Origin of the sequence: Mammaliicoccus sp. Q-M61, assembly GCF_022386055.1 — a bacterium.
GTDB lineage: Bacteria > Bacillota > Bacilli > Staphylococcales > Staphylococcaceae > Mammaliicoccus > Mammaliicoccus sciuri_A.
Genome location: NZ_JAJNJL010000004.1, coordinates 26,100 through 41,886 on the forward strand (window position 1 = coordinate 26,100; position 15,787 = coordinate 41,886).

At 32.2% G+C, this 15,787-nt stretch carries 16 protein-coding genes; 13 read left to right on the forward strand and 3 right to left on the reverse strand.

What is annotated here, in order from left to right; genetic code table 11:
- Positions 1-10: 10 nt before the first annotated feature.
- On the reverse strand, positions 11-715 hold the full coding sequence (locus tag LQ677_RS07135) for a DUF5694 domain-containing protein (protein ID WP_191836263.1): 705 nt from the start codon (positions 713-715) through the stop codon (positions 11-13).
- A gap of 143 nt (positions 716-858) precedes the next feature.
- Here LQ677_RS07135 and LQ677_RS07140 point away from each other — a divergent pair, with 143 nt between their 5' ends.
- From LQ677_RS07140 to LQ677_RS07150, 3 genes are all read left to right on the forward strand, one after another.
- On the forward strand, positions 859-1,908 hold the full coding sequence (locus LQ677_RS07140; RefSeq protein WP_191836264.1) for an ABC transporter permease: 1,050 nt from the start codon (positions 859-861) through the stop codon (positions 1,906-1,908).
- 11 nt (positions 1,909-1,919) lie between these two features.
- Positions 1,920-2,585, forward strand: a complete 666-nt coding sequence (locus LQ677_RS07145; protein ID WP_037589338.1) for an ABC transporter ATP-binding protein — start codon at positions 1,920-1,922, stop codon at positions 2,583-2,585.
- 181 nt (positions 2,586-2,766) lie between these two features.
- Positions 2,767-3,069 carry a hypothetical protein gene (locus LQ677_RS07150; RefSeq protein ID WP_159315915.1) on the forward strand — a complete coding sequence of 101 codons (303 nt, stop codon included), beginning with the start codon at positions 2,767-2,769 and terminating at the stop codon, positions 3,067-3,069.
- Between the two features lie 399 nt (positions 3,070-3,468).
- On the opposite strand, the gene LQ677_RS07155 is transcribed toward LQ677_RS07150, so the two are convergent.
- On the reverse strand, positions 3,469-4,410 hold the full coding sequence (locus LQ677_RS07155) for a nucleoside hydrolase (protein ID WP_126477839.1): 942 nt from the start codon (positions 4,408-4,410) through the stop codon (positions 3,469-3,471).
- Positions 4,411-4,585: 175 nt separating this feature from the next.
- Between LQ677_RS07155 and adcA the strand changes: the two genes are divergently transcribed.
- Entirely contained in the window at positions 4,586-6,178 is a 1,593-nt protein-coding gene (adcA, locus tag LQ677_RS07160; protein ID WP_159315847.1) for a zinc ABC transporter substrate-binding lipoprotein AdcA, read from the forward strand.
- A gap of 88 nt (positions 6,179-6,266) precedes the next feature.
- Positions 6,267-6,998 carry a class I SAM-dependent DNA methyltransferase gene (locus tag LQ677_RS07165; RefSeq protein WP_191836266.1) on the forward strand — a complete coding sequence of 244 codons (732 nt, stop codon included), beginning with the start codon at positions 6,267-6,269 and terminating at the stop codon, positions 6,996-6,998.
- 90 nt (positions 6,999-7,088) lie between these two features.
- Here the strand turns inward: LQ677_RS07165 and LQ677_RS07170 are convergent, their stop codons facing one another.
- A complete protein-coding gene (locus tag LQ677_RS07170) occupies positions 7,089-8,012 on the reverse strand; it encodes an ABC transporter substrate-binding protein (RefSeq protein ID WP_191836267.1) in 924 nt (307 codons plus the stop codon).
- 157 nt (positions 8,013-8,169) lie between these two features.
- Between LQ677_RS07170 and LQ677_RS07175 the strand changes: the two genes are divergently transcribed.
- From LQ677_RS07175 to celB, 8 genes are all read left to right on the forward strand, one after another.
- Positions 8,170-9,084: a DUF7916 family protein gene (locus tag LQ677_RS07175; protein WP_239748221.1), complete on the forward strand. Its 915-nt coding sequence runs from the start codon at positions 8,170-8,172 to the stop codon at positions 9,082-9,084.
- 549 nt (positions 9,085-9,633) lie between these two features.
- Positions 9,634-11,064 (forward strand): 6-phospho-beta-glucosidase, encoded by a 1,431-nt coding sequence (locus tag LQ677_RS07180; protein ID WP_239748222.1) that lies wholly within the window; start codon positions 9,634-9,636, stop codon positions 11,062-11,064.
- 18 nt (positions 11,065-11,082) lie between these two features.
- On the forward strand, positions 11,083-11,400 hold the full coding sequence (locus tag LQ677_RS07185) for a PTS cellobiose transporter subunit IIB (RefSeq protein WP_103361768.1): 318 nt from the start codon (positions 11,083-11,085) through the stop codon (positions 11,398-11,400).
- Positions 11,401-11,435: 35 nt separating this feature from the next.
- On the forward strand, positions 11,436-12,755 hold the full coding sequence (locus LQ677_RS07190; RefSeq protein WP_239748223.1) for a BglG family transcription antiterminator: 1,320 nt from the start codon (positions 11,436-11,438) through the stop codon (positions 12,753-12,755).
- Between the two features lie 93 nt (positions 12,756-12,848).
- Positions 12,849-13,424, forward strand: coding sequence for a PTS sugar transporter subunit IIA (locus tag LQ677_RS07195; RefSeq protein ID WP_239748224.1), 576 nt, complete (start codon positions 12,849-12,851; stop codon positions 13,422-13,424).
- A gap of 13 nt (positions 13,425-13,437) precedes the next feature.
- A complete protein-coding gene (locus tag LQ677_RS07200; RefSeq protein WP_037589328.1) occupies positions 13,438-13,761 on the forward strand; it encodes a PTS cellobiose transporter subunit IIA in 324 nt (107 codons plus the stop codon).
- 13 nt (positions 13,762-13,774) lie between these two features.
- On the forward strand, positions 13,775-14,278 hold the full coding sequence (locus LQ677_RS07205; protein WP_126477844.1) for a hypothetical protein: 504 nt from the start codon (positions 13,775-13,777) through the stop codon (positions 14,276-14,278).
- 21 nt (positions 14,279-14,299) lie between these two features.
- Positions 14,300-15,655, forward strand: coding sequence for a PTS cellobiose transporter subunit IIC (gene celB, locus LQ677_RS07210; RefSeq protein ID WP_037589326.1), 1,356 nt, complete (start codon positions 14,300-14,302; stop codon positions 15,653-15,655).
- Positions 15,656-15,787: the final 132 nt, after the last annotated feature.

Sequence of the window (15,787 nt, forward strand, 5' to 3'; positions counted from 1 at the left end):
GTATGCTCCTTTATTTTAATATATCTATTGATGGAACGACTTTAAATAAACCTGTTGATTCTATCATGAATTTTAAAATTCTGACATGACTCATACCTGTAAAGACAACTGTTCTATCATGGTTAAGCGCATTTTTCATGATGTTGTTGGCCATAAATTGATTACGTTCTAACCATTCAAGTGAAAAGGCGATACCGGGACTATCTGCAAGTGAACGAATAGCAAAAACTTGTTCTAATGGAATGACTGTATCCTGATATTCCGTTAATTGTTCATATAATGATAAATCTTGTCCTTTTTTATTTTGATGACTTTGTTTTGCTTCGTTTAAATGTTGGTATAGTAAAGGGTTATCATTTTCAAGGTATTCATCTGCAAATGCTGCACGGATTTTACGGGTTTGCATTTGATTGTTGTCGATTGGTATAACAGTTGGTAAATTTAATTTCAATGCGAGTGGTATCGCTAAAAAATGATGTTCGTTGAGTTGAAGCGGTAAATGTTTACGGGATAATTGGTTAAAGTCTTTATCTAATTGATTTTTATTTTTAATATCCCATTCAATTGCGATTAAATCTGGATTGTATTGCTGTAATTTATTCAAAATGACGTCAGCGTCTTCTAAGTATCGTTGATAAGTTTCTAAAAAATATTGATTGCTTTGGTCTAACCGAATATGTGGCGTACCAATGATGCAAATTTCTTTTTGTGCCAATTTGACACCTCCTTAATTGATAATCGTTATCAATTATACATGAACGTTTTTATAAATACAATGCTGCTATTATTTTAAGATAATTAAATAATAATGTTATAATTAAATAATAGAAAATTTAGATTCAGGAAAGGGCTGGAAGTATGTTTTTAGCTTGGAATGAAATGAGACGAAATAAGACGAAGTTTGGTCTAATTATTGGCGTATTAGTTATGATTAGCTATCTTTTATTCTTATTATCAGGGTTAGCAAATGGATTGATGAATATGAATAGAGAAGCAGTCGATTTATGGAAAGCAGATGCGATTGTATTGAATAAAGATGCCAATCAAACAGTTGCACAATCATCTATTAATACAGATGATGTTAAAGGCAAATTTGATAAAAGTGAAGGTTTAAAGCAAACGGCTGTTATCGCTTCAGACGGTAAAAACAAAGAGAATGCGACGGTCTTTGGTATCGATGGAAAAGGGTTTTTAATGCCTAAAATAGAAGACGGCAAACTATTTGAGAAGAATAATGAAGTCGTTGCAGATCATACTTTAAAAACAAAAGGATTTAAAATCGGGGACACATTAACACTTTCAAATAGTGATGAAGAATTAAAAATTGTCGGTTTCTCAGTAAGTTCTAAATTTAATGCATCACCTGTTTTATTTACAAATAATGAAACGATTGGGAAATTAAATCCGATGTTAAAAGGCGATAAGATTAATGCGCTAGTCGTTAAAGATAAAAATTGGAAAGATGTTGAATTAAACAAAGATTTAGAAGTAGATGACATTGAATCATTTATTACGAAGTTACCAGGCTATCAAGCGCAAAATTTAACATTAAACTTTATGATTGTGTTCTTATTTGCGATTTCAGCAATGGTTATTGGTATATTCTTATACATTATTACCTTACAAAAGAGAAATTTATTTGGTGTTTTAAAAGCACAAGGATTAACGAATGGCTTTTTAGCGCGTTCAGTTATGAGCCAAACGATTATTATCGCTTTAATCGGTACATTGATTGGCTTTGGATTAACGGTGTTAACAGGTTCATTCTTACCAGAAGCAGTGCCTATTAAATTTGATTATTTAACAATGTTGTTATACGGTATCGTGCTTATTATCGTCGCAATTTTAGGTAGTTTATTCTCAGTATTAAGTATACGAAAAGTAGAACCATTGAAAGTCATTAGTTAGGAGGCGGAAACATGTTAGCATTTGAGAATGTCACAAAGTCATTTAAAGACGGTAATAGAACGATAGAAGCAGTAAAATCAACCAACTTTAAATTAGAAAAAGGCGAACTAGTTGCCATTATTGGACCATCAGGATCAGGAAAAAGTACGTTGTTAACAATGGCAGGTGCCTTGCAATTACCATCAGAAGGCACTGTATCTTTAAATGGTCAAAATATCAATCAATATAATGAAAAGCAATTATCTAAACTTCGATTAAAAGAAATCGGATTTATACTTCAAACAAGTAATTTAATACCGTTTTTAACTGTTCAACAACAATTTGAATTACTTAAAAAAGTGAAAAAAGACGTCATGAATGAAGAAGAACATACAAGATTATTGAAACAACTCGGTTTGGATAAAATTTTATCTCAATTACCAAGTGAAATATCAGGCGGTCAAAAACAAAGAGTGGCTATCGCTAAAGCACTTTACACAAATCCATCCGTTATATTAGCAGACGAACCAACCGCATCATTAGATACAGAAAATGCAATAGAAGTTATGGAAATATTGAGAAGAGAAACAAAAGAATTAAATAAATTATGTATTATCGTAACACACGATCAAAGACTGACATCATACTGTGATAAAGTATTTAAAATGGTAGACGGTGAGTTGAAAGAAGAAGAGTAAATTGGTTAAATAAAATTGATTGAATTATAAAAAAATCCTAGATTATTAATATCTAGGATTTTTATTTTTATAAATCCTTCGAAAAAGAACATAAAATTTTTTATTTTATGTAATTCTATATTGTAAAATTGAATTTAGTAAAGTAGAATAAATTATAATTTAATTTTTGGAGGTTTTGAATTTGTGGATTTTAATTTTAATTGTTATTGCTTGTGTATTTTTTACAAAAAGAAAAGGAACTTCGATGGTTGAATGGATTAGAGCACTTCCAACTGTAGTGCGTGTTGGTATCTTTACAGGTATAATGGGTGCACTTTTAAGTGTAATTGCTAAACCGTTCACAACTGACGCCTATGGTGGACAAATAGATTCATTTTCATTATTTAGTATTGTAGAATTTATTGGAAGTGGTCTAATAGTTATATCTGCATTATGTTTCTTATATATATTCGTACTATGGTTAATTGCTTTATTATTTGGATAGATTTAATATTGTAAATCATTTCTCAGTGCTAAATAAGATCCTTGAAATGTAGTTTCTAAAAATCAAGTGATTTTTTAATAATTCAGAAGTTTTTTATATAAAGGATTATGAGATTTTTAAAGTCATTTATTAAAATTGTGATGTAATTATTGATATTGCTGAAAACCAATATCGGTTAGGACATACTTTATCAACTAATTATTATTGAAAATAAAACCTCTCAGAATTTGAACTTAACAATAATGATAAAAAGAAATAAATAATTTAGTTGAAAACTAATTTCCTTTTGTAATATCAATTTTATAAAATAACTTATCCTACATTATGATGTATTAAAATCTAATTATAGAACTAATAAAAAAACTCTCGCTCAATATGTAATAAAGAGCGAGAGTTTTTTTATTCATAACTTTTTAATGCTTTTTCCATGATGTCCCATGCTAAGTCTACGTTCACTTCTGTAGCGAAATAGGCGTTAGGTTCTTGTTTATAAGTATTATGCAAATCTACAGACATTGTGCCATATGTGAGGTCGCTTTGATGTTCAATTTGGATAAATGTTTTTTGTAACGTGAATATTTCAGGATGCAGCAAATAGAGAATTGTACAAGCATCATGAATAGGACCACCATCCATATCGAATTGTGATTTATATGTAGATTTAAAGAACTTTAAGAGCTCAACTACGAAATGAGAAATTGGATTATTGATTTGATGAAATCTTTCAATTACAGCATCATCTGCTAATAATTGATGCGTCACATCTAATCCGAAGACAACAACCGGGATACCACTTTCAAATACTTTTTTCGCTGCTTCTGCATCAACCCAAATATTAAACTCAGCTGTTGGTGTCCAATTCCCAAACGTTCCACCGCCCATAATGACGATTTCTTCTATATTATGAGCGATTTTAGGTTCTTGGATAAGTGCCATCGCAACATTTGTTAACGGTCCTGTTGCTACGAGTGTTATAGGTTCGTTACTATTTAAGACTTCTTCAATTATGACATTTACACCATGCTGGTTTGTAGGCTTTAAGTTTGGAACTTTTGGTAATTCAGGACCATCTAAGCCACTTTCACCATGAATACTTTCAGCAAATGCAGCTTTCTTAATTAAAGGTCTGTCAGCACCGACTGAAACAGGAATGTCGCCTCTATTCATAATATCTAATACGTTTAAAGCGTTTGTTGTATTCTTATCTACTGATTGATTCCCCGCAACTGTTGTCACTGCTAAGATATTTAATGGACTAGATTGAGCACCAGCCAATATTAATGCGATAGCATCGTCATGCCCAGGATCACAATCCATGATGATTTTTCTATTTTGTAACATTTAAACACGTCCTCTTAATTAATGTATGTCTTGATGTCATTATACTAAAGCGTTTTCAACTAAACAAAATAAACAGACTATAAAAAATTATTCTAAATAAGGTCTTGTTTTTTAACAAATATACGTATATAATTTTAAATCGTAAACGTTACTATTTGTATAAGGAGTGTACGAGATGAAAAAATGGATTGGGGTACTAACAGTTGTTTTTGCAATTTGTATGGTATTAGCTGGCTGTAATCAAACAGATAGCAAAAATAATGATTCTGATAAATTAAAGATTAAGACGACAGTTTACCCATTGAAATCTTTTATAGAACAAATTGGCGGTAAGCATGTAGAAGTAGAATCAATTTATCCTGCAGGAACAGACTTACATAGTTATGAACCAACGCAAAAAGATATTTTAAACGCGAGTAAAGCGGATTTATTTGTTTATACAGGAGATGATTTAGATCCAGTAGCAAAGAAAATTGCCTCAACTATTAAAAAAGATGATAAAAAATTATCACTTCAAAATAGTATGGATCAATCAGAACTTTTAACAGATCAACATGAACATGGTCACGAGCACGGGGAAGATCATGATGACGAAGATGAACATCATGAACATGGAGAAGACCATGAAGAGCATGAACACGAACATGAACATCATCACCACGGTGGATTTGATCCTCATGTATGGTTAGATCCTAAAATCGACCAAGAAATGATCAAAGGAATTAAAGATGAATTAATTAAGAAAGACCCAGACCATAAAGCAGATTATGAGAAAAATTATAAAAAATTAAATAATGAATTATCGGATATCGATCAATCATTAAAAGATGCTACTAAAGGTCATGAAGGCCATACAGTATTTATCTCTCATGAATCACTAGGTTACTTAGCAAATCGTTATGGATTTGTTCAAAAAGGTGTTCAAAGTATGAATGCTGAAGATCCATCACAAAAAGAATTAACTGAAATTGTTAAAGAAATTAAAGATACAGATGCGAAATACATCTTATATGAAAGCAATATTTCATCAAAAATTACAGACACAATTCGTAAAGAAACAGATGCTAAGCCATTAACGTTTAATAATATGGAATCTTTAACGAAAGAACAATTAAAAGAAAAAGACCTTTCATATCAGTCATTAATGAAAGAAAATATTAAAAATATCGAAAAATCATTAAACGACAAGATTACAACAAAAGATGACAAGAAAGCTGCATCTCATGATAAAGCAATTGAAAAAGGGTATTTCAAAGATTCACAAGTAAAAGACCGTAAACTATCTGATTATGAAGGTGACTGGCAATCAGTATATCCATATTTAAAAGATGGCACACTTGATGAAGTCTTCGAACATAAAGCTGAAGAAGATGGCAAAATGTCTGAAAAAGAATATAAAGCTTATTATGATAAAGGCTATAAAACAGATGTCGAAAACATCAAAATTGACGGCAATAAAATCAGTTTCACTAAAGAAGGCAAAACAACAACTGGAGAATATGAGTACGATGGCTATGATATCTTGAAATATGAAAAAGGTAATAGAGGCGTAAGATACACATTTAAATTAAAAGGTGAATCAAACGATAACTTACCGAAATATGTACAATTTAGCGATCACAATATTTATCCTAAAAAAGCTGCACATTTCCATATATTCACGGGCAATGATAAAGATAAAGTCTTAAAAGAATTAGATAACTGGCCAACTTATTATCCAGCTAAATTATCTAAAGACGAAGTTAAAGAAGAAATGTTAGCACATTAAAGTAAAGAACCTGAGACCACGGTGGTCTCAGGTTCTTTTTTATATAAATGATTGCTATACTAAATTTAATAAAAGGGGGATGTATCAGATGACAAATATTTATGATCAAGATGATTTCTTTGAAGGCTATAAACAAAAAAGAAATCATGCATTAAGTTATAACGAAGTCGTTGAAATGCCTGAGATGAAGCGGTTAATGCCAAATTTAAATGGCAAAACAGTACTTGATATTGGCTGTGGTATGGGGCATTTAATTGCGCATATGTTGAAATTACATCCTAAACATATTACAGGAATAGATGAGTCACTCAATATGATTAACGCAAGTCGCGAAAAATTCAATTCTAACAATGTCACGTTATATCATGAATCATTTATGGATTTTGAGACGAATGAAACGTATGATGTAATCGTATCTTCACTTGTGTTTCATTATATTGAAGATTTTAAGAGATGCGCCGAGAAGTTGAATCAGCTCTTAAATAGTGGTGGCTCGTTACTCTTTACAATGGAACATCCTATACAAACAGCCACTAAAGAACCCGAAGTTGCACTAGAAGATGACAATGGCATATTTTTACGAATGGAACATTATTTTGATGAGTCATCTCGTTCAGCAAATTGGCTAGGTGCTGATGTTTATAAATATCATCATACAATTGAGACAATCTTCAATAATTTAATAGAAAATGACTTTGAAATTCAATGTGTAAAAGACCTTGGGCAGTCTGAGGAAGTATTTAAAATGTACGATCAAGCACGTATCAATAAGTTGAAACAATTCCCACCATTTCTATTAGTAAAAGCAAAGAAAAAGTAGAAGAAGTAGAACAAGTTAATATTTAAAAAAAGACACACGTATAAAGTTGAAAACATTATACGTGTGCTAAAAGCGATGCTCAGTAATATTTTATTTCATTTCTTTTAGTTGTTTTAAAATGATTTCTCTTTGTTTTTCTAGTGAAATTGGATCATTATATTGCGTTTGTTGTAAATCTAATTCGATAACATGGTTGTTTTTAACTGCATCAAGGTTTTTCCAGTTAGTTGTTTGTGTGAATTGTGGTGTTTCTCCCATTGTTGCTAGTATAATATAATCACCCGTATAATCAGAAAGTTCTTCTTCAGATGGCGTTGCCATATAAGCATTCTTTGTTTCTTTTTCTAATTTTTCAGGTTGTGTCATTCCGTAACCACCGTAAACAATTTCTGTACCACGTCCATAGTTTTTACCGAAAGCTGTTAAACCTTTTGGTGTTGATTGTAGGACTGTAATAGTTTTCCCGTCTACTTTATCACCTAAAGATTTTTTATCTTTTTCAAGTTTTTCTTCCCAATCTTTTATCCATTTTTTGGCTTTGTCTTGTTCATTTACAATTTCCCCAAGTTCTTTAGTAGCAGCTTTGTAGTCTGATTTCATAGCATCCATTTGGACAGTTGGTGCAATTTTTTTGAGTTTATTAATGTTTTTATCTTCTTTAGTAGTAATGATTAAATCCGGCTTTGTTTTAGCAATATCTTCAACATTATTTTGACCTAACATTTTTGCACCTTTAGTAGCATCAGATAAAGTTTTATTTTGTTTCACAAAATCGATGACCCCAACAGGTTTATGGCCAAATTCAACTAATGCACCTATGTATGTCGGATGTAATACGACAATTCTTTTCGGATCTTTAGGTATTTTGATTTTTTCACCATCATCTTGTTTAAATACTTTAGTATCAGATGAAGAATCCGATTTTGTTTCTGACGACTTTTCTTTAGTATCTGAGCTATTACAAGCTGCCAAGAAAAATAATAAGCATAAGCAAAAAATTATTAATCTTTTCATAAATTAAACCCTCCAAAAATATGATAATGATAATCAATATCATTTAAATTATAGCAATCAACATTAATTATTCAATACTTTATTTTTAAATTAATTTGACTTTGTTATTTTTTAAATATATCTTTGGTTTGTGTTAGTAAAAGAAGGGGTGAATATTTTGGTTAAACGATTAATTAGTGCAAATACGTCTGATATTTTGAGCTTTACATCAGAGGAATTGAAGCAAAGTATTAAGGCGAGTGAAGGTAGAACGGTACTTAGTGAGAATGTTGTCGTACATACGCCTGCTTTAGTTCAAGATATTACAAATGCGGAAATGGCAACTGCTTTTGGAGCGGATATGATTTTACTGAATGCTTTAGATGTCAATGAACCAGAAATAAAAGGTCTGTACCATGAAGCTTATCAAGGAACTGGCAATGCTGTTCAAGATTTAAAGAATCTTGTCGGAAGACCTATTGGTGTAAATTTAGAACCAGTTGATGATAAAGCGAATATGGCAGAAGTTAAACTAGATATTTCTGCAGGTAGAAAAGCGACTAAAGAAACTTTTATACAAGCTGAAAAATTAGGTTTTGATTTTGTATGTTTAACTGGTAATCCAGCAACTGGTGTTACAAATAATCATATTTTAGAAGCGATTAAAGTAGGGAAATCTCATTTTAATGGACTCATTATTGCTGGTAAGATGCACGGATCAGGTGTAGATGAGCCAGTCGTTAATTTAGAAGCAATAACGAATTTTGTAGAAGCTGGAGCAGATATTATATTAGTGCCGGCAGTAGGAACAGTATGGGGTGTCAGTGAAGAAGAAGTGAGAGAAGCTGTTCAAGTTGCACATAAACATGGCGCACTAGTGATGAGTGCAATCGGTACATCTCAAGAAGGTTCGGATGAGGCGACAATTAGAGAAATAGCAATCAAAAATAAAACATTAGGCGTTGATATTCAACATATAGGTGATGCAGGATATGGTGGATTAGCACCAGTTGAGAATATATATGCATTAAGTAAAGCCATTAGAGGACAACGCCATACAGTATCTAGAATAGCAAGATCAATTAATAGATAAATAAGAAGTTGGAGAGGGTGAGACAGCGTGGGCTGTCTCATCCTTTTCGTATTTGATTGGAACGGTAGTATCGGTCCAGAAACGGGAAATATGGACCGATACGAAAAATTATCGGTCCAGAAACGGGAAATATGGACCGATACGAAAAATTATCGGTCCAGAAATAGGAAATGTGGACCGATAAAAATAATTATCGGTCCAGAAACGGGATTTACAGGCCGATAAAAAAATTTATCGACCCGAAAACGGGATTTACAGGCCGATAAAAAAATTTATCGACCCGAAAACAGGATTTACAGGCCGATAAAAAAATTTATCGACCCGAAAACAGGATTTACAGGCCGATAAAATAAAATATCGACCCGAAAACCTCACCTCACTATAATCAACTGCCCAATCACCATAATAAATCATCCAAATCTGCATAAAACCTACCTATTATAAAAGACTTCCGTAATACTACGGAACTTTTCGATATGCTACTCGTTTATGAAAACGTTTACAATAAAATTGTATTAAGAAATGTTTGATTAAAGGAGGAAGGTTTCAATGTCAAAACTACCAGAGGATTTTTTATGGGGAGGTGCTGTAGCGGCGCATCAACTTGAAGGTGCTTGGCAAGAAGATGGTAAAGGAATCAGTGTTGCAGATGTTATGACTGCAGCTTCTCACGGGAAACATCGAGAAATTACAGACGGCGTCATTGAAGGTAAATATTATCCAAACCATGAAGCAATTGATTTTTATCACCGATATAAAGAAGATATTCAATTATTTAGTGAAATGGGTTTTAAATGTTTCAGAACTTCAATCGCATGGTCAAGAATTTTTCCGAATGGTGATGATCAAGAACCTAATGAACAAGGTTTAGCATTCTATGATGATTTGTTTGATGAGTGTTTGAAGCACGGGATTGAACCTGTTGTAACATTGTCTCACTTTGAATTGCCTTATCATCTTGTAACTGAATATGGTGGCTTCCGAAATAGGAAAGTGATTGATTTCTTCGTTCGATTTGCAACAGTTTGTTTTGAAAGATATAAAGACAAAGTTAAATATTGGATGACGTTCAATGAGATTAATAACCAATCTAACTTTGATGAAGATTTTGCGCCATTTACGAACTCAGGCGTGAAATATCAACCTGGTGAAAATCGTGAACAAATTATGTATCAAGCAGCACATTATGAATTAGTTGCGAGCGCTCAAGCAACAAAAATTGGTCATGACATTAATCCAGACTTTGAAATAGGATGCATGATAGCAATGTGTCCGGTATATCCGGCAACTTGTAATCCGAAAGATATCTTAATGGCTCAAAAAGCGATGCAAAAGAGATATTACTTTACAGATGTCCATGTTCATGGTGCATATCCAGGTCATATGACACAGTATTTCAAAGATAAATCCTTCAATTTAGATATTACAGATCAAGATATTGAAGATTTGAGACAAGGCACAGTTGATTATATTGGCTTTAGTTATTATATGTCATTCGCAATTTTACATGAAAAATCTAACGATAAATATGATTATGTTGAAACACGTGATTTAGTAAAAAATAACTATGTACAAGCTTCGGATTGGGGATGGCAAATTGACCCTGAAGGCTTAAGATATGCGATGAACTGGTTTACAGATATGTATCACTTACCATTGTTTATTGTTGAAAATGGATTCGGTGCAATTGATGAACTTGGTGAAGACGGCATTGTCCATGATGATTATAGAATTGAATATTTAAAAACTCACATCGAACAATTTATTAAAGCTGTCGATGAAGATGGTGTCGATTTAATGGGATATACACCATGGGGTTGTATAGATTTAGTATCTGCCGGAACGGGCGAGATGAAAAAGAGATACGGCTTTATTTATGTAGATAAAGATAACGAAGGTCATGGTACCTTAGACCGTTCTAAAAAAGATTCATTCTATTGGTACAAAAAAGTTATTGCAAGTAACGGAGAACAATTATAACATTTGGAGGTTTTTATTATGAAAAAAGCGTTAATTATATGTGCAGCAGGTATGTCATCATCACTAATGGCTAAAAAAACAACGAGTTATTTACAAGAACAAGGACATGACATTGAAGTTGATGCCGTTTCAGCAAATGAAGGCGGGAAAATGATTGAAAAACAATCTTTCGATTTATATTTAGTGAGTCCACAAACTAAAATGTATTTTAAAAAGTTAAAAGAAGCTGGAGATAGAGTTAATAAACCAGTTGTGAATATTCCACCACAAGCATATGTCCCGATTCCAATGGGCATTGAAAAATTGGCGAGTGTAATTTTGCAAGACATAGAATAATCAGTATAATATTCTCTATGAAATGAGGGAAGCTTATGCTTAGTCAAAGAGAAATAGATATACTCAGTTATTTATCACAGCGACGTAATGAATTTGTCAAAAGCTCAGAAATTGCAACGATCTTGCAACTCTCAGATAGAACGATTCGAAAATATATCAAAACCCTTAAACCTGAAATTGAAAAAAATGGTGCAACTTTGATTGCTAAACAAGGGTATGGTTATCAACTCAAAATCAATTTAATGATTGAATTTGAAAATTTTTTAAAAAGATATTTGAGCACTAAATCTGTGAATCAAGAAAGTATTAATGATTCAAAAGATAGACAATATTATATTTTGAATTTATTACTTTTTAATAAGACAGCTATTACGATTGAGCAATTAAGCGAACAATTATTTATCTCGAGATCCACAATATCTCACGATATCGCAAATATAAAAAAGATGATTGCGCAATATGATTTAGAACTTGTAAGCAAACAGCAACATGGTATCGGAATTGATGGAGATGAACGAGATAAACGTCATTTTATCATGGATTATTTCTTAGGAAATAGTTTCTTTCATTCTATTAATAAATATTTTCAAGATACGCCACTTTTGCAGCAAATCAATATGGAAGAGTTGGCAATTATTGTTGTAGATGAAACGAGAGAATCTAAAGTATATTTATCAGATTATATACTCCAAAATCTTGTATTACATTTAGGACTGATGATCAGAAGACTGTTAGATGGGCATTGTTTAAAAACAATTGCTTCAAATGAAGAGGTATTAACAGAAAATGAATTGTCAGTCGCGAGAAAAATTTTAAATCGTGTTGAACGTATTTATCAAATATCGTTTCCAGAAGAAGAAGCGAAGTATATCAGTTTGCATATTATGAGCAAAGGTTCAAAACAACAAGAAAGCGATGAAGTGAGTGATTTATCTCATCGCGTATCTCAAATATTAGGAAAAATAGAAGCAGATTTTGGATTTCCAATGTCGTCAGACAGTCAATTATTGTATGGGCTTGTTACCCATTTACAACCGTTGATTAAACGAATTCGCAATAATATCCACTTGGAAAATCCAATTTTGAATGACATTAAATCACAAAATGAAGCATCACTTACGATGACAAAAAATTATTTTGGTGAATTAGAAGAGTTAAAAGACCAAGATGTCAGTGAAGGAGAATGGGCGTATTTAACATTACATTTACTTGCAGCTATTGAAAAATATTACCAAAGAGAAAAGTTAAATGTCCTCGTTATTTGTGCAACTGGTTATGGTAGTGCACAGATGTTAAAGGTTCGAGTAGAAAGAGAATTTAGTATACAGATGAATATCATTGATGTGATTAGCTAATATGAAATAACAGACGAAAAATTAGAAAATATTGATTTAATTATTTCATCTATTGATTTATCAACCATCGTATTTAAAGTGCCTGTCATACAAGTGAATGTATTACTCAATGATCAAGATATTAAGAAAATTAATACATTTATTCATCATCATGATTCAAAATTTTCATATAACCATGTGTTAGAAGCGAATTTGGCACTTGAACAATATAGTTCTTTCTTTAGTCAATATTGTAGTGAACATGCGTTTAATTATATCGAAGAACCAATCACTAAACATCAGCTATATCAGCTTTTGATCAAGCAATTAAGTATTAAAGAAGAGCCGTGTTTTGAAGAAAAGTTGAAACGACAACTTCGGTATAGAGAAGAGTTGAGTACAGTTGTATTCAGTGATGAGGTAGCTGTTCCCCATACTGCACAGCCAGTCGGAGATTATTCAAGTATAGCGGTGGCACTTGTGCCTGGTGGAGTGTATTGGAATGAACAGTTTCCGAATATTAAGCTAATCATTATGTTATCACCTTCAAAATATAACGACAATGAGCTCAAAACGATCATCGATATTATCGTGAACCTCATAGATTCAGATGACAAAATTTCTGAACTGATGAATTGTAAGGATTATAACAGCTTTAAAAACTATATGATTGGTCAATATCACAAGTAAAGGGAGTTAGTCTATGGAACAAGAAGAAATTCAAGTTGTTGCTTTTGAAATTATTTTACATAGTGGTACTGCGCGTACAAATATACATGATGCTTTTAAAAAGATGCGTGAAAACAACTATGAAGAAGCGGAACAACTATTAGATGAAGCAAACCAAGAGATAACGTTAGCGCATCAATCTCAAACGGATTTACTACAAAAATATGCATCAGGTGAGTCTATTAATATGGAAATTATTATGGTTCATGCACAAGATCATCTCATGACAACGATGACGTTAAAAGAAGTCGCAATTGAGATGTTGCATTTGTATCAAAAAGTAAATGATGCAGTATAAATGAGGGATAAAAATGGATCAAGAAACGAAAAATAAAATTGAAAAAAATAGAAGAGAAACAAGTCTCAAAGCTATGTATTTTAATCGATTTTTATTAGTGAGATATATGTCTGCTTTGTTCTTCTTTTCGAATTTATATTGGTTTTTTACACTTGTGATGAGTCGCTCTTTAGCATTGATATTGCCACTTGTGTTGATGATTGTGATTTTGATCAGTGTTGCAGAACAAGTCAGAATGTATGGTAATCATTCGAATCAAGCGAAGTATACTTATTATTGCTTTTTAAGTATAAGCACAATCAATCTATTGCTTATACCCATTATATTATTCACACCATTATTCCAATATTTATATCCATTTATTGTGGATCAATCAGCGTCTCGACTTTTCGTAGTTGGCATATTGGTATGTGGCTTATGCATAAGCAGCTTCATCTTATTTAGATTACACAATATTCGACACGATAAAGACTGGCATTATAAACGACTACAAAGATTTGAAAATGCAATGAACTAATCAAAGAAAAGGGGTCTTGAAATGGGATCAGAAAACAAAGTTTTTGCTTTTTTAGAGAAGTATTTAATGGGTCCAATGGGGAAAATTGCTTCATTTAGAATTGTAAGAGCTATTATGGCAGCTGGTATGGCGTGTATACCTTTTACAATTGTAGGATCAATGTTTTTAGTGTTAAACGTTATTCCACAGACTTTTACGTTTTTAGAAGGATTTTGGAATAGTACATTTTTAAAAATTGGTGATTTGTACATGTTAGCCAATAAAGCAACGATGGGGATACTAGCCTTGTATTTCTGTTTAGTCATTGGTTATGAATATACTAAAATTTATGCAGAGGAAGAAGACTTAGATGTTAACCCACTTAACGGTGCATTATTATCTATGTTTGCTTACTTTATGGCCATTCCACAGTTAGTAATGGATGACGGTAAAATGGTCTTAGTTAATATCATGAAAAAAGATGTCAATATCTTTAATGGTTGGGAAATGTCTGGTGATGGTGTCAGTAGGCTAGGTACGACCGGGATATTCACTGCAATTATCATGTCTATTATAGCTGTTCAATTATATAGACTATGTGTAAAACGTCAATGGATTATAAAAATGCCAGAAGCGGTACCAGAAGGGGTTTCAAGATCATTTACAGCATTAATTCCAGCATTCTTAGTTGCTTTCGTTATACTGGCATTTACAGGAATATTAGTAGCTTTTGATACGGATATTTTCAAAATTATTGCTGTGCCATTTGGATTTGTTGTTAATTTAACTAGTAGTTGGATTGGTATACTCGTGATTTACTTCTTAATTCATGCACTTTGGATTGTAGGTATACATGGCGCAAATATTATCAGTGCTTTTATTACGCCAATTGTCTTATCAAACATGCAATTAAATATTGAAGGAGCAAATATTCCATTTGCTGGTGAATTCCAGAACTCATTCGTTGTTATGGGTGGATCAGGTGCGACATTAGGACTATGTGTGTTTATCGCATTTTTAGCTAAATCAGAGCAATTACGCGTATTAGGAAAAGCATCGTTAGCACCAGGATTATTTAACATTAATGAACCACTTGTATTTGGATTACCAATTGTTTATAACCCATTCTTAGCCATTCCATTTTTCTTAGCACCAATGGTATCAGCTTCAATAGGGTATTGGACAATTAAATTAGAACTCGTGAAACCAATTATTGCACAAGTACCATGGCCATCGCCTATTGGATTTGGGGCATTTATTGGAACAGCAGGAAGTCTCATGGCAGTACTCGTTTCATTAATTTGTGGATTTGTAGCATTCTTAATCTGGTTCCCATTTATTAAGATATATGATAAAAAATTAGTAGAACAAGAAAAAGGAAACGACGCATTAATATAGAAGCTTGAGATGAAGAGGCAACGCTAAGGTGGCGTTGCCTCTTTCCTTTTTGTGTTGTGTAATTTCTGGACCGATAAATGGAATTACCGGTCCAGAAATGAGAAATATGGACCGATAAAAAAATTTATCGAC